The 20,479-nt window shown below is 67.3% G+C and carries 24 protein-coding genes and 2 pseudogenes; 15 read left to right on the top strand and 11 right to left on the bottom strand.

The window, feature by feature from the left end; translation table 11 throughout:
* Positions 1-181 (top strand): hypothetical protein (locus ACIRQP_RS40470; protein ID WP_403900197.1); only part of this gene is annotated, 181 nt, incomplete at its 5' end.
* Positions 182-669: 488 nt separating this feature from the next.
* Here ACIRQP_RS40470 and ACIRQP_RS40465 read toward each other — a convergent pair.
* Complete coding sequence (locus ACIRQP_RS40465; protein ID WP_403900195.1) at positions 670-1,077, bottom strand: winged helix-turn-helix transcriptional regulator; 408 nt, start codon at positions 1,075-1,077, stop codon at positions 670-672.
* Between the two features lie 98 nt (positions 1,078-1,175).
* Here ACIRQP_RS40465 and ACIRQP_RS40460 point away from each other — a divergent pair, with 98 nt between their 5' ends.
* Complete coding sequence (locus tag ACIRQP_RS40460; RefSeq protein ID WP_403900193.1) at positions 1,176-2,048, top strand: alpha/beta fold hydrolase; 873 nt, start codon at positions 1,176-1,178, stop codon at positions 2,046-2,048.
* A gap of 19 nt (positions 2,049-2,067) precedes the next feature.
* Here the strand turns inward: ACIRQP_RS40460 and ACIRQP_RS40455 are convergent, their stop codons facing one another.
* The 4 genes and pseudogenes from ACIRQP_RS40455 to ACIRQP_RS40440 form a co-directional block, all read right to left on the bottom strand.
* Positions 2,068-2,379: a hypothetical protein gene (locus ACIRQP_RS40455; protein ID WP_403900191.1), complete on the bottom strand. Its 312-nt coding sequence runs from the start codon at positions 2,377-2,379 to the stop codon at positions 2,068-2,070.
* Between the two features lie 18 nt (positions 2,380-2,397).
* Positions 2,398-2,781 (bottom strand): hypothetical protein, encoded by a 384-nt coding sequence (locus tag ACIRQP_RS40450; RefSeq protein ID WP_403900189.1) that lies wholly within the window; start codon positions 2,779-2,781, stop codon positions 2,398-2,400.
* The gene (locus tag ACIRQP_RS40445) at positions 2,778-3,923 is read right to left on the bottom strand and encodes a glycerophosphodiester phosphodiesterase family protein (RefSeq protein ID WP_403900202.1); all 1,146 of its coding nucleotides are present in this window, start codon (positions 3,921-3,923) and stop codon (positions 2,778-2,780) included. Before ACIRQP_RS40445 ends, ACIRQP_RS40450 begins: the two co-directional genes overlap by 4 nt.
* Before the next feature lie 497 nt (positions 3,924-4,420).
* A pseudogene (locus ACIRQP_RS40440) lies at positions 4,421-4,576 on the bottom strand (4-hydroxy-3-methylbut-2-en-1-yl diphosphate synthase); the annotation flags it as partial.
* 239 nt (positions 4,577-4,815) lie between these two features.
* Between ACIRQP_RS40440 and ACIRQP_RS40435 the strand changes: the two are divergent.
* Complete coding sequence (locus ACIRQP_RS40435) at positions 4,816-5,208, top strand: transposase (RefSeq protein ID WP_403900187.1); 393 nt, start codon at positions 4,816-4,818, stop codon at positions 5,206-5,208.
* Here the strand turns inward: ACIRQP_RS40435 and ACIRQP_RS40430 are convergent.
* Entirely contained in the window at positions 5,153-5,380 is a 228-nt protein-coding gene (locus ACIRQP_RS40430) for a transposase (protein WP_403900185.1), read from the bottom strand. The two genes, ACIRQP_RS40435 and ACIRQP_RS40430, sit on opposite strands and share 56 nt — an antisense overlap.
* Before the next feature lie 400 nt (positions 5,381-5,780).
* Between ACIRQP_RS40430 and ACIRQP_RS40425 the strand changes: the two genes are divergently transcribed.
* The 6 genes from ACIRQP_RS40425 (at position 5,781) to ACIRQP_RS40400 (ending at position 12,211) form a co-directional block, all read left to right on the top strand.
* Positions 5,781-6,224 carry a hypothetical protein gene (locus ACIRQP_RS40425; RefSeq protein ID WP_403900183.1) on the top strand — a complete coding sequence of 148 codons (444 nt, stop codon included), beginning with the start codon at positions 5,781-5,783 and terminating at the stop codon, positions 6,222-6,224.
* Between the two features lie 393 nt (positions 6,225-6,617).
* Positions 6,618-7,457: a TnsA-like heteromeric transposase endonuclease subunit gene (locus tag ACIRQP_RS40420; protein WP_403900181.1), complete on the top strand. Its 840-nt coding sequence runs from the start codon at positions 6,618-6,620 to the stop codon at positions 7,455-7,457.
* Positions 7,430-9,439, top strand: coding sequence for a transposase (locus ACIRQP_RS40415; protein ID WP_403900179.1), 2,010 nt, complete (start codon positions 7,430-7,432; stop codon positions 9,437-9,439). Before ACIRQP_RS40420 ends, ACIRQP_RS40415 begins: the two co-directional genes overlap by 28 nt.
* A 113-nt stretch (positions 9,440-9,552) precedes the next feature.
* Positions 9,553-10,539, top strand: coding sequence for a TniB family NTP-binding protein (locus ACIRQP_RS40410; RefSeq protein ID WP_403900178.1), 987 nt, complete (start codon positions 9,553-9,555; stop codon positions 10,537-10,539).
* Positions 10,536-11,492 (top strand): TniQ family protein, encoded by a 957-nt coding sequence (locus ACIRQP_RS40405; protein WP_403900176.1) that lies wholly within the window; start codon positions 10,536-10,538, stop codon positions 11,490-11,492. Before ACIRQP_RS40410 ends, ACIRQP_RS40405 begins: the two co-directional genes overlap by 4 nt.
* A gap of 452 nt (positions 11,493-11,944) precedes the next feature.
* On the top strand, positions 11,945-12,211 hold the full coding sequence (locus ACIRQP_RS40400) for a hypothetical protein (RefSeq protein WP_403900174.1): 267 nt from the start codon (positions 11,945-11,947) through the stop codon (positions 12,209-12,211).
* A 165-nt stretch (positions 12,212-12,376) separates the two neighbouring features.
* Here the strand turns inward: ACIRQP_RS40400 and ACIRQP_RS40395 are convergent, their stop codons facing one another.
* Entirely contained in the window at positions 12,377-12,463 is an 87-nt protein-coding gene (locus ACIRQP_RS40395; RefSeq protein WP_403900200.1) for a hypothetical protein, read from the bottom strand.
* 315 nt (positions 12,464-12,778) lie between these two features.
* Between ACIRQP_RS40395 and ACIRQP_RS40390 the strand changes: the two genes are divergently transcribed.
* Entirely contained in the window at positions 12,779-13,684 is a 906-nt protein-coding gene (locus ACIRQP_RS40390) for an IS5 family transposase (RefSeq protein ID WP_403900198.1), read from the top strand.
* Here ACIRQP_RS40390 and ACIRQP_RS40385 read toward each other — a convergent pair.
* Both ACIRQP_RS40385 and ACIRQP_RS40380 read right to left on the bottom strand, forming a co-directional pair.
* Positions 13,647-14,192 carry a hypothetical protein gene (locus tag ACIRQP_RS40385; RefSeq protein ID WP_403900172.1) on the bottom strand — a complete coding sequence of 182 codons (546 nt, stop codon included), beginning with the start codon at positions 14,190-14,192 and terminating at the stop codon, positions 13,647-13,649. The genes ACIRQP_RS40390 and ACIRQP_RS40385 overlap by 38 nt on opposite strands.
* 256 nt (positions 14,193-14,448) lie before the next feature.
* The gene (locus ACIRQP_RS40380) at positions 14,449-14,949 is read right to left on the bottom strand and encodes a hypothetical protein (protein ID WP_403900170.1); all 501 of its coding nucleotides are present in this window, start codon (positions 14,947-14,949) and stop codon (positions 14,449-14,451) included.
* 126 nt (positions 14,950-15,075) lie between these two features.
* Between ACIRQP_RS40380 and istA the strand changes: the two are divergent.
* From istA to ACIRQP_RS40365, 3 genes and pseudogenes are all read left to right on the top strand, one after another.
* Positions 15,076-16,672, top strand: a pseudogene (gene istA / locus ACIRQP_RS40375) (IS21 family transposase).
* Positions 16,669-17,466, top strand: coding sequence for an IS21-like element helper ATPase IstB (gene istB, locus ACIRQP_RS40370; protein WP_389511017.1), 798 nt, complete (start codon positions 16,669-16,671; stop codon positions 17,464-17,466). The pseudogene istA and the gene istB overlap by 4 nt, the downstream one beginning before the upstream one ends.
* Before the next feature lie 181 nt (positions 17,467-17,647).
* A complete protein-coding gene (locus ACIRQP_RS40365; protein ID WP_403900168.1) occupies positions 17,648-18,199 on the top strand; it encodes a DUF4158 domain-containing protein in 552 nt (183 codons plus the stop codon).
* Between the two features lie 98 nt (positions 18,200-18,297).
* Here the strand turns inward: ACIRQP_RS40365 and ACIRQP_RS40360 are convergent, their stop codons facing one another.
* Positions 18,298-18,723, bottom strand: coding sequence for a hypothetical protein (locus ACIRQP_RS40360; protein WP_403900166.1), 426 nt, complete (start codon positions 18,721-18,723; stop codon positions 18,298-18,300).
* Positions 18,724-18,989: 266 nt separating this feature from the next.
* Here ACIRQP_RS40360 and ACIRQP_RS40355 point away from each other — a divergent pair, with 266 nt between their 5' ends.
* Together ACIRQP_RS40355 and ACIRQP_RS40350 are read left to right on the top strand one after the other, a co-directional pair.
* Positions 18,990-19,181 carry a PmrA gene (locus ACIRQP_RS40355; RefSeq protein ID WP_403900164.1) on the top strand — a complete coding sequence of 64 codons (192 nt, stop codon included), beginning with the start codon at positions 18,990-18,992 and terminating at the stop codon, positions 19,179-19,181.
* A 121-nt stretch (positions 19,182-19,302) separates the two neighbouring features.
* Positions 19,303-19,755: a GNAT family N-acetyltransferase gene (locus ACIRQP_RS40350; protein WP_403900162.1), complete on the top strand. Its 453-nt coding sequence runs from the start codon at positions 19,303-19,305 to the stop codon at positions 19,753-19,755.
* Between the two features lie 127 nt (positions 19,756-19,882).
* Here ACIRQP_RS40350 and ACIRQP_RS40345 read toward each other — a convergent pair whose 3' ends face one another.
* Entirely contained in the window at positions 19,883-20,353 is a 471-nt protein-coding gene (locus ACIRQP_RS40345; RefSeq protein WP_403900161.1) for a hypothetical protein, read from the bottom strand.
* Positions 20,354-20,479 lie beyond the last annotated feature (126 nt).

Here is a 20,479-nt window from a genome sequence, read left to right as displayed (position 1 = left end):
GAGTTCGAACGGATCATCCAGGCAGCGCGAGCGCGGACCGATCAGGAAGGCCGGGCCGCATAACCAACGTCTCTACGCAACCAGGGGATTGACACTCCGCGACATCAACCGGCGACTCGACGTCGGGATGGAAGCCGAGACGGAACGCGTCTACGACATGATCATGAGCCGTACCGCGTAACCGACCGGAGGCTGCAGCCGCAAGGGACCGCCGGGGCGTCGTCGGCTCCGAAGAAGTCGTTGAACACCTGGCGCATGATCTGGGGCACCGCCCGCCGAACCCGGCGCCACAGCCGGTCAGAACAGCCGGGCTACGGCTCGGGCGGGCCGGGGGCGCCGGCTGTTTTGCGCTGCCGGTACCCAGCTGGTCCAGCGGCGGGCAGATCAGCCGCCACTGGCCGGGGCGGCGGACCACGGTGCTCTGAGAGGAGTCCATCAGATGCTTGCCGCGCTGGTCGAGGTCGTACTTGCAGGTCGGCTTGTGCGGTTCGATCTTGAAGTAGTGGGAGGTGGGGTCCCGTACTGGTGAGCTCGCCTAATCAACTGTCGCCAGTTCCCCGAGGGGTCCGGCCGGATGGTGACCATAAGTGATCGCCTGCACCGTACCGGCTCCCGGCTCCGGGTGGGTGCAAGCGCTGCGGCGCCCAACGCTTGCACGTGGAGACAGCGTCAGTCGTTGGCCGAGTGCTCCCCGCTGAGCTCATTGGCGCGGTCGATCTCGGCCATGTGTTCCTCGGCCCAGTTGCGGACCATGGCCAGGGGAGCTTCCAGTGACAGGCCCAGCTCGGTGAGCCGGTAGTGCACCCGCGGCGGCACCGTGGGCTCCACCCTCCGGCTGACCAGCCCGTCGCGGGTCAGGCCTTGCAGAGTGACCGACAGCATCTTCTGCGAGACGCCCGCCATCCGACGCTGCAGTTCCGCGAAGCGCACTTCGCCCGGGAACGCCTCCGCCAGCACCTTGACGGCCATCGACGTCCATTTCGTGCCGATCCGATCGAGCAGACGCCGGGTCGGGCACTGCGGGGAGAAGAGATCACCGCGTGCGCGCTTTGGCGCACGCGGTGCAGGGGAGGTCACTTGAAGCTCACCACCTGTGGCGAATGTGCGGTCTTGGCCTCCCCAAGGTAGTTACCTAACGTTGGGTTGTCACCATTGGTAACTAAGAAGAGGTCATCATGTCTCTCGTGCCGCGCCCCGCCGTTTCTCACCAGTGGCCCGAAATAGATCTGCGCCGCGTTACGGCCAACGGCGTCGAACTCAACGTGGCGATCACCGGCGAGGGCCCCGCTGTCCTGCTGCTGCACGGCTTCCCGCACACCTGGCGCCTGTGGACCGATGTCCTGGGTCCACTGGCCGAACGGCACCGGGTGATCGCCCCGGACCTGCGCGGCCTCGGCGCCAGCACGCGAGCGGCGGACGGCTACGACGCCGGCACCCTCGCCGCCGACGCCGAAGCCCTCCTGAATGCTCTCGGTGAGACCTCCGCAGCCGTGATCGGCATCGATGCAGGCACCCCGCCGGCCTTCCTGTTGGCCATGCGCCGCCCCGACCTCGTGCGACGACTGGTGGTCATGGAATCGCTCCTGGGAAGGCTCCCGGGCGCCGAAGGCTTCCTTGCGGGCGGAGCGCCGTGGTGGTTCGGCTTCCACTCGGTACCCGGCCTCGCGGAGACCGTACTGACGGGCCACGAAGCGCAGTACATCGACTGGTTCCTCGACTCCGGCACCCTCGGGCAGGGGCTCCGCCCCGAAATCCGTGACGCCTTCGTCAGCGCCTATACCGGCAGGGCGGCCCTGCACTGCGCCTTCTCGTACTACCGCGCACTGCCCACAAGCGCTCGCCAGGTCCAGGACGCCGCCGACACCCGTCGGCTCACCGTGCCCACCATGGCCATCGGGGCCCACCCCGTGGGGACGGCGCTCGAACAGCAGCTACGGCCCCTGGCCGACGACCTCGTCGGTCACATCATCGAGGACTGTGGCCACATCATCCCGCTCCACCGCCCCGAGCCACTTCTAGGCCTCCTGAAGCCGTTCCTCACGGCTTGATACTGGTGAGCTCGCCTATTCAACTGCCGTCAGTTCGCTTCGGTGTCCAGCCGGATGGTGACCTTAGGTGGTCGCCGGCTGCGTACCTGCTCCAGGTGGCGCCGGTCTGTGAGGCGAGCTTGGCGGTCGTGTCCTGGTGGTAGCCGAGGGCGTCGGCGACGACGGGTGCGGGCATCTCCAGGACGTGCTGGCGGATGGCTGCCGCGCGGCTGGCGGTGGTCGGTATGCCAAGGTCATTGATCAAGGCGGCGAGGACATAGGGGTGCATCGGTTGTGCGGCCCGGCGGCCGGGGAAGAGCCAGCGGGAGCCACAGTTCGTGGCGGTGTTCATGTTGTCGCGGTCGTCGATCTACTCCAGTAGAAGGTTCGCGAAGGGCCCGGGGACCGGGGAGGGCGGCTCACCGAGTCGGAGGAGTACCTGGTCGCCCCGGATGACGTCGTCGATGGTGAGTCGCACGACTCGGGTGAGTGGCTGGGCGTAGAGCAAGACAATGACCGCGGCCACTCGGGTTCGCAGCGGCAGGTCGTGGCCGGTGAGGAGGCGTCCGAGCAGATCCAGACGCTGGCCTTGGGAAACCGGCAGGGCCTGGCTGATCGTGGCTGCGGGCAGCGTGAAGCGCCGGGTGAGTTTGGTGGTTGCGCACCACAACAGGAAGGGCCGGACGGTGCTCCGGTCGTGATTGGTGTGCTCGACGTGCCAGAGGTCGATGTCGCCCTGACGGCAGTTACTCACGCCACTGAAGGAGACTTCTTGTCTTCCGCCCTCAGCGGGTGAAGGGAGGCCGCTGCGGCAAGGACGGCGGAGCCCAAGCCACTGTAGCCCTGGATCGCGTTTGCCGACCGTGAGGGATCGTAGCCGAGCTCTCTGGCCACAGCGACGCCTCCGTTCTGAGACGTTACGTCTTTCCTGTGCACCGCTTCCTGTTCCGTAACCTTTGTCGTGGCAGCTTTGGCTGGAGAAGCGGGTACTGGCGGGGCGGCGTCGTCCGGCTGGGGGACCATTTTCTTGGGGGAGTCGATGAGGACGGCGTGGGCACCGAGGCCGGTGGCTGCCTCAAGGTCTTTTTGGGTGTTGACGCCGAACATGACGATCGGGAGGTTGGGCGTGGCCTTCGTGAAGCACTCCACGGAGCCCTTGGTCCACAGCCGGGCCACCACCGGCGAGACGCCCGGGCCGAGGGTGAACTCCTCTTCCAGGGCCATCTCCCGCGTGAGTTCGAAACCGACCCACGGCTCGGTCGGGGCGCTCTTGCAGGCGCCGTCTTCGAGGGCGTGTTCGGCCAGACGCTGGCGGGTGGCGTCACGGGACTCGGCCACCTGGGCCTTGGGCTCTCTGGCCAGCAGGCGGGTGGTTTCCGCGTCGGTGGAGTACAGGCGGACCCTGTCCCAGGCGCCGTGCCGGTCCAGGAGCTTGCTGACAGCCCCGACGACGTGCTCGGCGGGGGTCTGCTTCAGGTCGAGGTAGATCTGCTTGCCTTTGGGGATGGCATTCAGCGCCTCCTCGAGGGTGGGGATGCCCACGGCCTTGCCTGGCTGACGGTGACGGTGGGCCCCGTCCTCGGAGGTGAAGTGGTAGCCGGCGTTCAGTCCGGACAGCTCCTCAAGGGTTTTGTCGGCAGCCGTCCCGGACCCGTCGGTCAGGTCCTTGAGATCCTTCGGGCGGTACAGGACCGGCACGCCGTCGCGGGTGACCTGGACACTCAGCCACACGCCGTCCGCCCCGGCCTTCAACGACCGCTCGATCGCCAGCAACGTGTTCTCCGGATGATCCGCTGTCCCGCCCCGGTGCGCGATGAGACGTGGCTGCTGACTGCCGGCGTTCGACCGTACGTGGGGTACCACTTGCTGTGCCCACCACCGCGAGTACGGCGACATCCACGAAGCCCGTTCCAGCATAACCGCCGTCACCGTTCCCGTCCCGGCCAGGAAGGGGTGCGAGCGTGCCAGGAAGGGGTGCGAGCGTGAGGGAGGCCATGAACCGAGGGAATTCTGCAGAGAATTGCCGCCGCTGATCATCTGACGAGCAAGAAGGGTGGGCGGCTTGCCCGTCGGTTCCTTCGGTGGTTCCTGAGCAGGCATGTTTCTCCTTTAATGCCGAGTAGTTCACGCTGGTGACAGGGCTGGGAGCGGGGCCTTCGAGGCCGCCGCGTTTGAGGCGTGTCCGATGCGTGTCCCGTGCGGTCACGACACCCCGACTGCCCGGGATGCGCGACGGCGCTCTGGCTGTTCAGCCAACCGGATCACCCGCGCTGCCGGCGCCATGCCCCCGAACGTGGCAACTACCATCGGGTAACCACGCTGTCCCCCGATGAAAGTCACATCCGAGCCCGCGCGCCTGTCTGCGTCGGGGAGGAAGTGTCTGCGTAGGGATGTCAGCTGCCTGCGACTTCGGGCTCACCTGAGGGCACGCCGTTCTTCTCCATTTCCTCTTCCTCGGCGATCTTCATCGCCTCCTCGATGAGGGTCTCCACGATCTTCGACTCGGGCACGGTCTTGATGACCTCGCCCTTCACGAAAAACCTCGACCTCGAAGGAGCGGGGTTCTTCCGTGCCCCCACGAAGCCGATCGCCGGGTACCGTTCTGGTGTTGGAGCAGAACAAGAGATTAATTATGCACGCTCTGCCTCAAAACCACACTGGCGTGCGGGCGGATCGTCTCCGCCGGGAACACCACCTCACTCAACAGGCCCTGGCTGACTGAGGTTCCCCCGAGATGCGGAGGGTGGTGACAGAGGGTCAGTTGGTTCTCATGAGAGGAGCATCGACCATGGCTGCACCCAGAAAGTACTCGCTGGAGTTGCGTGAGCGTGCGGTGCGGATGTATCGAACTACGGAGCCGAAGCCGCAGATCAAGAAGCTCGCCGTCGACCTCGGCGTGCACCCAGAGCCTCTGCGCGGCTGGGTCCGGCAGGCCGAAGCGGACGCCGGCGAGCGTGACGACCGGCTCACCACCGACGAACGCGCCGAGCTGATGGCCCTGCGCGAGGAGAACGCCCAGCTCAAGCGGGCCAACGACGTCCTGCGGACGGCCTCGGCGTTTTTCGTGGCGCACAGCTCCTTCGCGAAAAACACCGAGGCGGCTTTCAGGATCTCGTTCGCCCGTCTCAACTCCGCGTTTCCTTGCGGAGTTGGGCGAGTTCACTCTTCTCGGCCGTGCTGAGCAGGCCGGGCCGGTCGCCTTGGTCGGCCTCGGCCTGGCGGACCCATTGCCGCAGGGCTTCCTTGTGGATACCCAGATCCCGGGCGATGTGCGCGACCGGACGGCCCGAGGTCCGAACCTCGCGGATCGCTCGCTCACGCAGCTCGTCGGGGTACTTCCGTGGTGCAGGCATCGGACCTGTGTTCTCCCATCTGCCGAGGCGATCATGCCTGGCTTCAGGGCCGCTACAAAATCCGGGTCAGCTCACTGGACCCTGGCTTTCGATGTCCGGTCAGGTAGATAATCACGGTGCGGCAGTTGGCGACACCGCCGGGTGTTCGACTCGGGGCCGTTGCCTGCGAGAGACGGGGGGATGTCGCGTGGCAGGTCCTCAGCGATGGGTGGTCGGCTTGGCCCTCGCCGGCGTCAGTATTCTGTCGGTCAGCGGCTGCGACGGTGCACCTGAGTCGTCCGACGCGCCCACGACAGCCGTGACGCCCAGCATCACTCCGCCCGTGCCCCGCGACATCCTGTCGCCGCGGCCCGCAGTCGTCCGAACCCCCGCGGAGGCTTGCGGCGGAGACCGGTACGACGTGTTCAACGCCAAGGCGGTACGCGCCTACACCCCGAACGGCCCGGCTTACGACGGGCCTGGCCCCCATCCTGTGAGGCTCCTGCAGGCGGACAGCGGCGGCGCGGATGTGCCCTATCAGTGGAGTAACCCCGGTCCGGTCCAGCTCGTGCTCTGTGAGTACGAGGACGAGATTTTCGAGAACCGGGATGTGGGCACCTGCGAGTATCTCGGCGGTACCGCCCTGGGTGGCACCGCGCGCGTGCAGTCGGCCCGGTTCATCTACCGCGTATTTGAGGCCAAGACCGGCACGCTGGTCAAGCAGTTCACGCTGCGTGGCACCACGACACCAGAAGAGACCTGCCCCGAGAAGGCGTATGCCCCGGCCGGCGCCCTGTACAACCAGCTGATTGACAACAGGGCGCTGCTCGCCAAGGTCCGTCCGCTGGTCGAGCTCGACCGATAGACACGGTCGGGCAGCACCACCGGCTGCGGCACACGGTACGCGCGCATGCCTTGCCCAACCCGCGATCTGGCCACCGTCACCTGCTGATCCGCCGCAACCGTGGCGGGGAGCCGCTGGCGCAAGGTACGGGCGGGCAGCAAGCAATGACCGGACGGGCACATCCGATGCCGCGATGATCCGCGTGTGGGCCGACCTGTTCTCGCCAGGGGGAGAACGGCCCCCGGGGTCCAGGGTGCAGCTGCTGTGACTGAGCAGCCGATCTGGCCCTTTAGCGCTTGAGTTGGCCCGGCTGAGCGTTGCGGTTGGCCCGCAGGGTAGCGGCCATGCTGCTGTACTGCGTGGTCTTCGTGCGAAGCCGTACACAAGGCAGGGCGACCGCACTGTGCTGGAGGCATGAAGGTTTCGGTCTGTACGCCGGAAATCGAGTCCGGCCCGGTGTGGTCGCATAGTTGTTCCCTGGAGGATCTCGCCGCGCCGTACGCCATTGATCCCGTGGCCGAAGAGGGGCTGGATCTGGGGCCGGGCTGGGACCGGCGGTGGACGGCGCGGTGGAAGACCGAGCGGGCGGAGGTGATCTGCCCGGTCCAGGAGCTGGCCGGTGTCCCGGCGATCGCCTCGGTGCCGGTGCGCGGGTTTGCCTGGCGGGCGGGGCAGCGGCATCGGCCCGGGCTGCAGTACTTGCTGGCCACGGGGCGGATGCATGGTTTCGAGAAGGCTGAGCGGAATCTGCTGCTCGCTCTGGACTTCGTCGGCGCCTTGACGGAGGTGTTGTCGCAGCCGTTCAAGCTGACGTTCACCACCGCGGCCGGAAGCGAGGACCACACGCCGGATTTCCTGGTGCTTTTGCCCGGAACGGCTGTGCTGATCGATGTCCGGCCCGCGCATCTGGTCAAGGACAAGGATCTGGTGAAGTTCGCCGCGACGGAGCAGGCGGCTGCTGCGGTGGGATGGCACTACTTGGTGGCGACCGGCTGGCGCCGCCAGGTGCTGACCGGTCTTGACGCGCTGTCCGCACGGCGGCGCCCGACGTCTGACCGGCTCGGGCTGCAGGGTGAGCTCCTGGACCTGGTCCGGGAACGCCTGCGGCGGTTCGGCGAGCTGGTGGAGGAGACCTCGCTGCCGGCGGTGGCCCGCGCGCATGCCGTCCACCTGCTCTGGCACGGCCAGCTGGCGATAGATCTGGCTCTGCCGCTGGACGATTCCGCGTGGATCTACCCGGTGGGGAGGCCGTGATGAACGGCGGGCAGCAGCGGCCGCGGAGTGAGGATCTTGAAGAGCACGACCTGACCCGGGCCCGGATCCGGATGGCACATCTGCTGGAGGCCGAGACGGGCTACCGCAGCGGCAGCCGGTCCTGGGCCCGGCCGGATGAGCCCAGGCCCGAGTACGACCCGGAGCGGACCACACTGACCGAGCGCCGACGGGCGAAGGCGGCCGAGCTGAAGGATCTCGACCGTCAGGAGGCCAAGCAGCTGGGGCTGGAGTGGATCAGTGAGCGCACGCTGAAACGTATGGCCGCCCAGTACGACGAGCACGGGGTGATGGGTCTGGCGGACGGGAGGTGGACGCCGCCGCTGCGGGGCCGCTGGTCCATCAGCGAGGAAGTCGCCGAGGCGATCCGAGCCGTTCACGCCGAGTCGTTGCACCGCTCGAAGGTGAGCATGAAGACGAAGGAGCGGATGATCCACCAGTACGTGCGGGAGAAGTTCCAGGCCGAGGGCCAGGAGGTGGATATTCCGCACTACACGACGCTGGCGAAGGTCTGGAAGGAGTGGTTCGGCGCTGAGGGGGCCCGGCAGCGCTACATCCGCTCCGCTGCCGCGGTGGAGACGGGGAAGGCGAAGGTGGTGATCCTCCGGCCGGGACAGGTCGTCGCGCTCGACACCACACCGTTGCCGGTGAAAGTCCTCGACGATGTCTTCGGCGAACCGATCTCCGTCCATCTCACGATCGCCCTCGACACCTACTCGCATTCCCTGGTCGCCTTCCGTCTCACCCCGGTGTCGGACTCCTCGGTGGAGGTGGCGATGCTGCTGCGGGATGTGCTGCTGCCGCTGCCAATGCGCCCGGACTGGGGCGAGGAGTTGGAGTGGCCCTACCCCGGGGTTCCGGCCGCGTTGGTGGCCGAGTTCGCCGGGTATCGGGTGGCCGGGCTGCCATTCTTCGCGCCGGAGACGGTGACCAGCGATCACGGCAGCGTTTATAAGAACCATCAAATCGTCCAAGTCGCACGCACGTTGAAGATGGAACCGCTGCCTGCCCGCGCTATGCGGCCTCAGGACAAGGCCGCCTGCGAACGTGCATTCGCGGGAATCCAGTCGCTGCTGCTGGAACTGCTGCTCGGCTACCGCGGCGTCGACGTGGCTGACCGCGGAGTGGACCCGGAAGGAGACGCCGTTTGGACGCTGGCGGAGATGGAGCACTTGTTGGCGACCTGGGCCGTCGCGGTGTGGCAGAACCGGCCCCACGACGGACTGCGCCACCCCGTCCTGCCCAAAACCGCCCTCACCCCGAACCAGATGTGGACCGCACTGATCACCATCAGCGGATACGTGCCCGTCCCGCTCACCGGAGCCGACTACCTCGAACTGCTGCCCGTTCGCTGGCAGCCCATCACCGAACGCGGCATCCGCCTCGACTACCGCACCTACAACCACGACATCCTCGACCCCCACCGCAGCGAGCGCTCCCCCGTCGCGGCCAAGGACGGCAAGTGGGAGGTCCACCACAATCCCCACGACGCGCGCCAGATCTTCGTCCGTCTCACCGACGGCCAGCTCCACGAAATCCCCTGGATCCACCGCGACCACGTCCACCAGCCCTTCAACGACCAGCTCTGGCGCCACATCCAGACCGAGGTCGAACAACGCGCGGACCGCGAACAGCACGAAGCCGACCTCGCCGACGCCCTCGACCAGCTCCTGCGCCGCACCCGCAGCTCTGCCGGGACAGAACACGAAACCGGCCGCCGCGAACAACGTCGCGCCCGCGGTACGGCCGTGCCGTTGCCCGACCTGCCCGGGCAGCGGCGCCCGCTCGCAGCAGAGACCGCACCGGCCCCGGAACCGGACTGGAGCGAAAGCCTGGACGACCTCATCGGCACCGACCCGGCCACGGAGCCGGGCACTGGCGATCCGGAAGGCACAAGCGCGGCGCCGGCCGAGGCAGGCGGCTACGGGCTGTGGGACGCAGAAGCGGAAGCCGAGCAGTGGTGAACGCCCCGCCGGGCACGAGCGATGCATCGGCCCGCAGGTCCCCGTCGACGGCGGACCGGTCTCCCGGGGCCGCGGTTACCGCCGACGACGCCCCTGATCCGCAGATTCAGTCGGTGACCACCTGGGACGGCTTCCATGCCTTTGCCACCACTCCCGTGGCCGCTCCTCCCCCGCCCGATGCGCCCTCTCGCGGTCTGGAGGAGCGCCTGGCCTACCACTCGCGGTTCGTCACCGTGCGCACCCCAGCCATCGACGCTCTCGCCAAGAACGTGCGCACCCTGATGATCCTCGGCCGCCACCAGGCCGTCACCGCACGGCCGTCCTTGATCGTCACAGGCCCCGCAGGCGCCGGGAAAACCACCGCCCTGCTTCAGGTCGGACGCGCCTGCCACCTCGCCCACACCCGCCGCCACGGCGCTGCGGCGGCGGCCGGACAGGCCCCGGTCGCCTACGTCCTGGTCCCGCCCGCCGCCAGCGCCAAGACCCTCGCCATCGAGTTCGCCCGCTACCTCGGCATCCCAGTCACCGCCGGCATGTCCCAGGCCCAGATCACCAACGCTGTTTGCCACACCTACACCACCGCCCGGGTGCAGCTGGTGATGATCGACGAGATCCACCGGCTCAACCCCCGCACCACCACCGGCGCCCAGAGCGCCGACCTGATCAAAGACCTCACCGAACGCATCGGCGCCACCTTCGTCTACGCCGGCATCGACGTCACCGCCACACCCCTGTTCACCGGGGTACGCGGCGCGCAGCTCGCCGGACGCGCCTCCCTCATCGACTGCGACCCCTTCCCCGCCCGCCTCGGCGACGAAGAACCCTTCCGCGACCTCATCACCGCCATGGAAGGCGCGCTCGACCTGCGCCACCACCGGCCCGGAACCCTCCCCCGGCTGGCCCCCTACCTCCACGAGCGCACCGCCGGCCGCATCGGCAGCCTCGCCCGCCTCATCCGCCAGGCCGCCATCACCGCCCTCACCGACGGCACCGAACGCATCACCAAAACCACCCTCGACGCCATCCGCCTCGACCACCTCGCCGAACAGCACTACCAACCCCGCACCCGGCCCCGGAGCCGGAATACCAGCACCCCGTGAGCCGGACAGACGTCACGGCCCGTGGCGCGGCCGCAGCCGCCCCCGCGCAGCGCGGCGTCCTCACCGCAGAGGCATCGCACCGGACCCCGTCAGCAGCACCGGGCGTGCTCCGCGTACGGCCGCTACCCAGCGAAGCGACCGCCTCATACGTCCAACGCCTCGCCGACGCATACCAGCTGACGCTGCCCCAACTCCTCGACGGCGCTGGCATCACCCTCCACCGCCACGGCACCCTGCCGACCACCGAACTCACTCTCACCCCGCGCGCGGCCCGGCACCTCGCCGCCCTGGCCCGCACCCCGCTCCCCCACCTGACCCGCGCCCTGCCCCATCTCGCCCCGCTCGGCGACGCTCACGGCACCGGGGCAACCGCGCACTGGAAGAGGCTCGAGACCGAGCAGCAGCCCGTCCGCGCCTGCACCCTGTGCACCCGCCACCGCAACCACAACGTCACCGACACCGCCTGGGTCCACCCGGCACCGCACCGGTTGATGTGCCCGCGCCACTACCAAGCCGCCCCCGACCCCCGCCTCACCTCCCCTCTCCGCACTCAGGCGACGCCCGAGATCACCGACGCGCACCACGCACACCAGCGCCTACTACGACACCCACGCGCCCTCACTGCCTGGACCGCGGCACACGCCATCACCACCCGCTGGTACGACCATCAGCAACACCTCAGCCACCGCTGGCGCACCCGCCTGACCCGGCTCTGCGCGGCCAACCCCCACCTGACCACCACGGGCAGCGCCTCCCCCGCCCTGCTGACCCGCGACCTGGTGACCTATCCCGAAACCGTTGCCCTCGCCCGCATACTCGCCACCCTGCCGAACCGGCCTCATCGCACCACCGACGCCGCCCTCAGCCTCATCGCCCACCGACTCGGACTGCCGCGCCTGGCCAGCAACGCGAACGATCCCCTCCGGGGTTTCCTCACCCACACACGCCACTGACCAGCCACCACCGCACTCCGAAGCCCCCAGAGAGCGCAGCCTCCTACAGACGCACCACCACATTTACGAGAAACCCAAGATCAATCCCACACAACTACCAGACCGCAGGCTAAGCCCTCGAACAACCAAACCGAACACGCCACCAGGCCACAGTCACCACGCCCGAACACAACCGCTCCAGCCGTCCCGATTCCCACCTCAAAGACGAAACACCAGACCAGAGCAGTCCAACCCCCTGAACATCACTGCTCCGTCACACCCCTGTTCCGGGCGATTTCTGCGATGTCCCGGGACTCGTACACCCCGATGCCGAGGGCGAGGCCACGGCCACGTCCCGGACCTGGGGCACCGTAGGCATCGAGCGCGGGATCAAGGTCGAGTACGGCGACACCGACGGTGACCAGCGCGACGAGGCAGCCATCTACATGGGGTGTGATGACAACGGGGCCACGATGAACACGCAACTCGTCGCTGCATACGTCGTGTTCACCCGCAAAGGCGACAGGCTCGCCGCGATCGGTGCGATCACGCCGCGGCAGAAGTCCGCCGCGTACATCACCGCGCTCGTCGGACTGGAGTTCGCGCCCGGCCGGATCACCGCACACGAGAAGTGGTACCGCCAGACCGATCCCCATTGCTGCCCCACTGGGGACGTCACTACAGTCTGGACACTGGCGGGGGACCGCCTGACGCCTGGCGAACCCCGTGTCGTCTCCTGACGCGGCATTGGTACTGGTGGGGTCGGGTAGCCGGATCACGTTGCCGTGACCCAGCCCCCTCAGAGTGAAGTAGGCCGCCGACGAGGTGCCCGTGGCGCGGGTCCTTTTCCGACCGTCCCTTCCCGAACGGAACGGGCGAGTTCCCCGCATTCCGCTCTCCAGTGGTCACATCCGTTTGAGCGCGGTGGGCCGTCTGACGTGGATATCTTCATTGCAGCGGCGGCAGATCACCAAGGTCTTCCGTCGTCGCATCGCCATGAAGTAAACCCACGCAGGTCTGCCCGGGCCAGTTGAGATCGACGAGTTTGTGGACGTTGTGCACTTCCAACTGTGTCCGCGATTCGCAGACCTCACAGCATTCCGCGAGGAGCCGGTGAATCAGCTCGTTGCGCTTGCTGCTGGCCGTGACGGGTTTGAGAAGCCGTTGTCCTATCGATCTTGAGTGCGGTGTGATCGAAAGTGGCTGCCGGGGCGGGTGAATCTGGTCGTGTCCGTGCATGAGGACAGGGCCTCTGGTGCAGTTCGGAGTTGCTGAGACACCGAGCACGCCAGGAGGCCCTGTTGTCTATGTTGTACGTGGTCGAGGGCGAGGATCTCAACTCGTCGGTCGTGTCGTGCGATTGTCTCGCTCACCGATTCGGGAACGCAGCCGATCAGCCTGGCCGGGCGCCGGCGTACAGCACGGATCTGACGGACATCGAGTGGCGGGAGATCTGTCCGCTGCTGCCGGTGCCGGGGTGGCTGGAGGGCCGGGGCGGACGGCCGGAGGGCTACTGCCACCGCCAGATGCTCGATGCTGTCTTCTACGTCCTCGACAACGGGATCAAGTGGCGGGCGATGCCGGTGGACTTCCCCGCCTGGGACCGGGTCTACGCCTTCTTCCGACGATGGCGCGAGGCCGGACTGATCGCCGAGCTCCACGACCGGCTGCGCGGGAAGGTCCGCGAGCAGGCCGGGCGGGAAGCGGAGCCGACGGCCGCGGTCATCGACTCGCAGTCCGTGAAGGCCGACGCGGTGGTCGGCGCCGGCAGCCGGGGCTACGACGGAGGCAAGAAGATCAACGGCAGGCGCCGGCATCTGATCTGCGACACGGTCGGCCTGCTGCTGATGATCAACGTGACCGCGGTCGACGTCACCGACCGACAGGCGGCCACCGACATGCTGCCCGCCCTGCGTGAGCGGTTCCCCACGATCACCAGACTATGGGCCGACGGCGGCTATACGGGAACCCTGATCACCTGGGCCCTGGCCGTCCTGCACCTGGTCGTCACCGTGATCAAACGCAGCGACGACACCTCCGGCTTCGTGGTGCTGCCGCGCCGATGGGTGGTGGAGCGGACATTCGGCTGGCTGATGCGCTCGCGCCGGCTGGCCCGCGACCACGAGCGGCGGCCCGACTCCAGCGAGGCGATGATCCTGTGGTCGATGACCATGCTCATGACCCGCCGCCTCGCAGCCCGGGCACGAGCGTGAACCGCCCCGACGGATCCTTGACCAACCAGCCCCGCTCCGCCATCCGAACCGCCTTTGACCGCACCCCCTCGACCTTCGCCGGCACACGCTCCAGGCCGAGCGCCGAAGTGATCTCCCCGCAGGCCAACGCCGCCGCAGAGGCGGCCAGGACCGAGACGATCCGCTGATAGTCCGGCGACAGCGCCGATACCTCGACGCCTTCACCCCTGACCGGCACCACCGACCCCGACACCCTCCCGCCCTTCGGCGTCGGCGTCGGCGTCGGCGTCGGCGTCGGCGTCGACGCAGTGTTCTCCACAACCGGCACCGCCGTCTCCTCGACGTCAGCACCACCGCCCGGACCAGCGAGAACCTCGACGAGAACCTCCCGCGCAGTCACGAACCGTTCCCAGAACAGCTCCGCGTCGCGCAGCTCGGCAAGGACCCGGTCCGCCTCCTCACGCAACACCTCAACCCGCTGCCGGGCACCCCGTTCCCGCTCCTCCAGCAAACCGACCACCGACGGCATCCCCGAACCTCCGCGACCAAGACGACACGACGTGTCCTGTCTGCCACAGAACCCGCCACACCAAGCCTGACCAGCAGAAAGTCAGCGATCAAGTACGGAAAGACAACAGCCTCTGAGGTCGGTGAGGGTCGCTGCGCGCTGTCGTTTGAGCGGGATCCCGCCGAAGCGGGCGACCAGCGACTTCCTCCCGCGATCGCTTTCAACTGTGACTTGGAAACAGGTGCGCGGCCCCTCCGGCGTCTCGATCTCGCGCCCCTCAGCGGCAGGGCGCCTCCACGTCCAGTCCCTCCAGGTAACGGGCCCGTTCCCGGGCGGGCAGGCGCTGGCTCACCAGGCCGCACAGCAGGTCGCGCCACGCCTCCACGCCGACCGTACGGCGGACGACCTTGAGGTCGGGGCCGAGGGTGAGGATGTCGTTGGCGGGGCCGGGGACGACCTGCATGCGGGCGCCGGGGTTCGCGGAGGCGGCCGGGGGGTCTGTGGTCCAGACGTCGAGCTGATCGCCGCTGTCCGCGTCCAGGATGCGCACGCCCTGGGTGCTCTCGGTGCTGAAACCCTGGAAGACCAGACTGCCGTCCCGGCTGAACGCCACGTCATCGGTCATTTCCGGCAGGTACCCGGTGGCGCGCACACGCTGTCCGGAGTCGAGGCGTACGACGTACACATGGCTCTCCACGTCGGAGAAGGCCGCCTGGTTCCCCTCGTGGTCGACGCCGATGCCCACGGCGTTGGCTTTATCGAGCAGTAGCGACGTCACTTGTCGACGGGTTTGGGAGGCGCCCAGAACCACGGTCGGGTGATGTTGATGAGTTCGGGAGGCACTGGGGTCCTTGCCAGGGCAGCATCGGGATGCTCCTGGTGAAAGGTCCTGGTCATGCCGCAAATGTCGAAGGTCGAGCTGTACGCGGCGATCCGGCGTGACCATCGCGGAGACATGTCGATGCGAGAGCTTGAGCGCAAGCACGGCGTGACCTGGCGGACGGTACGGAAGGCGTTGGACTCGTCCTGGCCGGAGCCCCGCAAGAAGCTGCCTCCCCGAGCCACCACGCTGGACCCGTACAAGCCGGTGATCGACGAGATCCTGCGGGCGGACCTGGACGCGCCGCGCAAGCAGCGGCACACGGTCACCCGGATCTTTCTACGGGGTGGTGCGCTACTACGTTGCCGGCCGGAAGCCCGAGATCTTGGTCGAGTCCGGCAAGGCACCGCTGGAGGCATTCGTCCCGCAGACTCACCTGCCCGGTCAGGAGGCGGAGGTCGACTTCGGTGACGTGACCGTGCGCCTGGGTGGCGAGCTGGTCACCTGCTATCTGTTCTCCCTCCGACTGTCGTACTCGGGCAAGGCCGTCCACCGCGTCTTCGCCTCCTGCGGCCAGGAAGCGTTCTTTGAAGGCCACGTCCACGCGCTGCGGACCCTGGGCGGAGTTCCGCGGACCAAGGTCCGTTACGACAACCTGAAGGCCGCCGTCGCCAGGGTGCTGGGACAGAGCCGGGGAAGAGTCGAGGCCGACCGGTGGATCGCCTTCCGCTCGCACTTCGGCATCGAGAGCTTCTACTGCCGGCCTGGCATCGAAGGCGCCCACGAGAAGGGCGGAGTCGAAGGGATGATCGGCTACTTCCGCCGCAACCACTTCGTCCCTGTCCCCGAGGTCGCCTCGCTCGCCGAGCTGAACGAGATGGTCGAACAGTGGGACCGGCAGGACGACGCACGCCGCATCGGCTCCAGGCCCAAGACGGTCGCGGAGTACTTCGCACTCGAGCAACCGCTGCTGCCGCTGCCCGAGGAGCCATTCGAGACGGGCCGGCTGTTCACTCCGCGGGTCGACCGCTACGGCCAGATCCCGGTTCGCACCAACCGCTACTCGGTCCCCATCCGGCTGATCGGAAAACGCGTGCGTGTCGTGCTGCACGCCTCTCACCTGGTGGTTTACGACCAGAACGTGGAAGTCGCCCGGCACGAACGGCTGATTGCGAAAGGTGCCGTCCGCCTGGACCTGGACCACTACCTGGAAGTTCTGGTCCGCAAGCCCGGCGCTTTCCCCGGCTCCACAGCCCTCGAACAGGCCCGCTCGGCAGGCAGGTTCACACCGGTCCACGACGCCTGGTGGGATCAGGCCCGCAAGATGCATGGCGAGCGGGACGGCACCCGGGCTTTGATCGAGGTGCTTCTGCTGGGGCGTCATCTGCCCCATGAGCATGTCGTCGCCGGCCTGGCCGCGGCTCTGCGGGCCGGGGCGATGACCGCGGACGCGGTCGCTCTGGAGGCCCGCAAGGCCGCCCAGGCGGAGACCGAGCCCGCCCCCGCAGCGGACCGGCGGGCTCCTGGCGAAACGTCGGCGACGGTGACGTCCCTGCACGAATGGCGGCTCGCGCACCTTCCTGCGGACACCAGGCCGCTGCCCTCGGTGGCCCCTTATGACCAATTGCTCCGACGCCGTCGCACCAGCGGCGGCGACCACCGTGAGGGAGAAGCACAGTGACCCTGCCCCGCCAGCGAGGCTTGACCGAGCAGGCCGCCGACGCCGCGATCGACAGTGCCTGTCGGCTTCTGCGGCTGCCGTCGATCCGCAACGAGTTCTCCGACATCGCCGACCGGGCGATGAAGGACCAGATGACCTACCGGGGCTTCCTCGCTGAGCTGCTGATGACCGAGTGCGACGACCGGTCCCGTCGCCGTTCGGAGCGGCGGATCAAGGCGGCTGGCTTCCCGCGGGAGAAGTCGCTGCGGGCCTTCGACTTCGACGCGAATCCCAACATCGACGCCGCCACCATCCACACCCTCGCCAGCTGCGAATGGATCAAGAAGAGCCAGCCACTCTGCCTGATCGGAGACTCCGGCACCGGCAAGTCCCACATGCTCATCGCCCTGGGCACCGAGGCCGCTATGAAGGGCTACCGCGTCCGCTACACGCTGGCCACGAAGCTGGTGAACGAGCTGGTCGAAGCGGCCGACGAGAAGCAGCTGAACAAGACCATCGCCCGCTACGGCCGTGTCGACCTGCTCTGCATCGACGAACTCGGCTACATGGAACTGGACCGTCGCGGCGCCGAACTTCTCTTCCAGGTCCTGACGGAACGCGAGGAGAAGAACAGCGTCGCCATCGCCTCGAACGAGTCGTTCGGCGGCTGGACCAAGACCTTCACCGATCCCCGCCTCTGCGCGGCCATCGTGGATCGCCTCACCTTCAACGGCACCATCATCGAGACCGGCACCGACTCCTACCGTCTGGCCAGCACCCGTGCACGAGCCGAGGAACCCGCCAAGGCCGGCTGAGTTCGGTGGTTGCCGATCTTGACGTGCCTGACGAGCGTGAAGTCAGATGGGGGTGTGACCGAGATACGCGTCGAAAAGGCAACGGGATGATCTTGAAGCTCTGAGCGCCCGCCCCCGTCACCCGTTCGGCTCAGTGTCGTTGGTGGTGATGTTGAGCATCGTCTGGGGCCTGGGGTGGGTTGTGACATCGATCGAGCGGACCGCGTATCCGCGGTTCAAGCGGCTGATCACCGCGCACGAGCTGCATCTGTTCTTCTCGCCGACTCGTGACGAGCTGGAGTGGGCGGCCGACGCTACCGACTCCGATGAGCATCTCCTGGCCCTGCTGCTGATGCTGAAGTCGTACCGGCGCATGGGGTGTTTCCCGGCACTGGAGGACGTCCCGGTGATGGTGGTGGACTTCGTGCGGCGGGCGGTGGAGCTGCCGGAGGGCACGCTGCCGGTGTACCGGGCGGAGAGGACGGCCAAGCATCACCGTGGCCTGGTCCGCAAGCAGGTCGGCGTGACGTACGACCAGGCCAGGGCCCGGGGAATCGTCGAGCAGTCGATCCGCAAGGAGGCTGCGGCGAAGAACCGCCCGGCGGATCTGATCAACATCGCGCTGGAGAAGGTGGTGGAGTCCGGGCTGGAGCTGCCGGGGTTCTCCACCTTCGACAAGATGGCCTCGAAGATCCGTACCGAGGTGAACGCCTCGATCCGCGCGGGCATCCATGACGGCCGTGTTCTCGTATAGCTGCCGCCACCCGTCATGTAGCGCTGAGTAGTTACGCGGGGCTGCGGTCGCGCTGCTGGAGCACGCCACTGCAACCTCTGCGATGACAGACAGGAGCTTCACCAGGGGGTTGTCCCGTGCGAAATGCAGTAGTCGCGCCAGCGCAGCTCAGCCTGCTGCATCTGATCAATGGCAGAGTTTGTCACCTTGCGCCCCGCCACGCCTTCCCAGGCGTCGGCGAGCAGATCAATGCCGTCAGCAGTTGTGCGGAGATCATCTCGGAGTTTGGCATCGTCTGTAGCGTCTGCGGCCCGCCGAAGCTGCTCCTCCATGTAGCGCCCGTGATCCGATGGCTGCCCTATCAGGAGCCTACGGCGGGCCTCACGTTGAGCATCTCTGGCGATTCCGCACGCCTCAGCCCGCGCCGCATTCGGGTCGAGTGCCTTTTGGATCTGCTCGAAGTTGGTGACGCCGAAGAACGCCAGCACACCGATGATCGACGTCGCAATGCCAAGCCATGCTGCCGCCCTGTTGGTGCTCTCCATCCGGTCCCCCCGACCTCGCCTGCGAGAAAGCATCGTATGGTCCAGACCGCCCCTGTGGTAGCGCACCAACTGGTCTGCATCCCGGGCGAGAAGTGTTCTGGGAGCGCCGTTAACGAACGCCGATCCAAGTGACAAGTAGCGCAAAATCACAGGTCAGCGACTCGTGATCATTGTCCGAGGAGAGGTCTGGACCGGCATGTGGGTCGTGCACTCTCTGTGCGTGATTGCCGCAGGTCGAGGGCTCACGTCCCGTCACATCCGGCTACTTGTCACTTCGTTGGCTGCTCGTTAACGGCACCCCAACACACGACGCCGAGGACGGCACCTCCACCCCGATGCTGCTCGCCCGCTCCCGCCACGCCTCCGTCCGCTCCCTGGAGCGGTACGCCCGCCCCGGCGTCGACTCGGTCGCCCGGCACGTCGCCGAGCGAGACCCCGCTGCCCGCCGTCGCTGGTGAGTCCGAGCGCATCAGGGTTCCAAGATCATCCCATTGCCCCTTTGACCCGTATCTCGGTCACACCCCAGATGCGGTGTCGAGTTCGTCATCAGAAGCGGTACCGCTGCATAGGGGTTTTGGTGTGTTCATAGCGAAAGAGGATGCTTTCGATCCTGAGGAGATGCTCGGCCTCTACGACTCGGTCGGCTGGGAGGGCTACACCAAAGACGTCGACAAGCTCTGCCGCGGCCTGCTGAACTCGCACCTCGTCATCACGGCACGCGACGGTTCAGGAACGCTCCTCGGACTGGCCCGGACCATCTCTGACGACGAGCACATCTGTTACGTCCAGGACGTCGTGGTCAACCCCAAGTATCACAGGCAGGGCATCGGCCGGGCCTTGATCGAGGACCTCATGCCGCGCTACTCGCACTGCCGCTTCTTCCTCCTGTCCACGGACCACGAGGCGTCACCGGAGGGCAAGCGCAACCACGCGTTTTACCGGAGTCTGGGCTTCCTGTCCTACCAGGAAAAAGAGATGGCGGGCTTCGGACTGCCCAGGAACCGCCCAGATCTGCGAGACATGGCGCCATAAACGAGATTCATACGTGGCCGGTCTCCCCTCCGGTCGACCTCTGCCACTACTCCCACCTTCGACGGCCAGCCGCCCTGACGGGCGGCTGGCCGTCCCGCATCCCCAGACACGACAGTGCCGTCATTTGTCATCGACATCCGCGAGCTGCGTGATCACCAACCGCCTCCAGAACCGGTCGATAAACGCTGTTCCTAGAGATCAACGAAGCCACGGCGTTGACCTCGGCCGGCAGGGTGGTGTGGGCGGCGTGCTCGAAGGAGTGGTCGCCGTCCCAGCGCCAGGTGTCGACGTCATTGGTGCCCTGGCCCAGGACGACCAGGGTCCTGCGGTCCCCGCTCAGGCGGAGGGCAGGGGTGTCGTACACCAGCTGCGGAATCACCGTGCTGCGGGTGCAGGCCCGGGTGTCGAGCACTTCCACGGCGCCGTTCCAGACGCCGACGACGTACCGGTCACCCGGGAGGAAGAAGACGGCAGGGGGGATCAGATCCTGGTAGACACCGTTGATGGCCACACCGCAGTCCGTCCGCTCCCCGGTGCGCAGGTCCCAGATGTCGAACCGCGTTTTGGCCTCCCCCCCGCGGCTTTCCGCACTCTGCATGCCGACGTACCGCTTGTCCCCGCTGAGCGCGTAAGAAGCTGTTGTCGTACCGAGAGGTTCGGTTGCGGATCGAACGTGGTTTCCCGGTCGGGTGATCGGCTCGTGGCCGGGGAATGAAAGCAGGGC

Origin of the sequence: Streptomyces sp. NPDC102274 (assembly GCF_044766385.1) — a bacterium.
Taxonomy (GTDB): Bacteria; Actinomycetota; Actinomycetes; order Streptomycetales; family Streptomycetaceae; genus Streptomyces.
Note: the sequence above shows the minus strand (reverse complement) of the source record. Positions and strands in the feature narration are given on the sequence as shown.

Bases quoted from the DNA above. Each gene is read 5' to 3' on its own strand.
- ACIRQP_RS40460 (WP_403900193.1), top strand. From the start codon at position 1,176: ATGTCTCTCGTGCCGCGCCCCGCCGTTTCTCACCAGTGGCCCGAAATA.
- ACIRQP_RS40455 (WP_403900191.1), bottom strand. From the start codon at position 2,379: ATGAACACCGCCACGAACTGTGGCTCCCGCTGGCTCTTCCCCGGCCGC.
- ACIRQP_RS40445 (WP_403900202.1), bottom strand. From the start codon at position 3,923: ATGTCGCCGTACTCGCGGTGGTGGGCACAGCAAGTGGTACCCCACGTA.
- ACIRQP_RS40435 (WP_403900187.1), top strand. From the start codon at position 4,816: ATGGCTGCACCCAGAAAGTACTCGCTGGAGTTGCGTGAGCGTGCGGTG.
- ACIRQP_RS40430 (WP_403900185.1), bottom strand. From the start codon at position 5,380: ATGCCTGCACCACGGAAGTACCCCGACGAGCTGCGTGAGCGAGCGATC.
- ACIRQP_RS40420 (WP_403900181.1), top strand. From the start codon at position 6,618: ATGAAGGTTTCGGTCTGTACGCCGGAAATCGAGTCCGGCCCGGTGTGG.
- ACIRQP_RS40400 (WP_403900174.1), top strand. From the start codon at position 11,945: ATGAACACGCAACTCGTCGCTGCATACGTCGTGTTCACCCGCAAAGGC.
- ACIRQP_RS40395 (WP_403900200.1), bottom strand. From the start codon at position 12,463: ATGCGACGACGGAAGACCTTGGTGATCTGCCGCCGCTGCAATGAAGAT.
- ACIRQP_RS40390 (WP_403900198.1), top strand. From the start codon at position 12,779: ATGTTGTACGTGGTCGAGGGCGAGGATCTCAACTCGTCGGTCGTGTCG.
- ACIRQP_RS40385 (WP_403900172.1), bottom strand. From the start codon at position 14,192: ATGCCGTCGGTGGTCGGTTTGCTGGAGGAGCGGGAACGGGGTGCCCGG.
- ACIRQP_RS40360 (WP_403900166.1), bottom strand. From the start codon at position 18,723: ATGGAGAGCACCAACAGGGCGGCAGCATGGCTTGGCATTGCGACGTCG.
- ACIRQP_RS40345 (WP_403900161.1), bottom strand. From the start codon at position 20,353: ATGCAGAGTGCGGAAAGCCGCGGGGGGGAGGCCAAAACGCGGTTCGAC.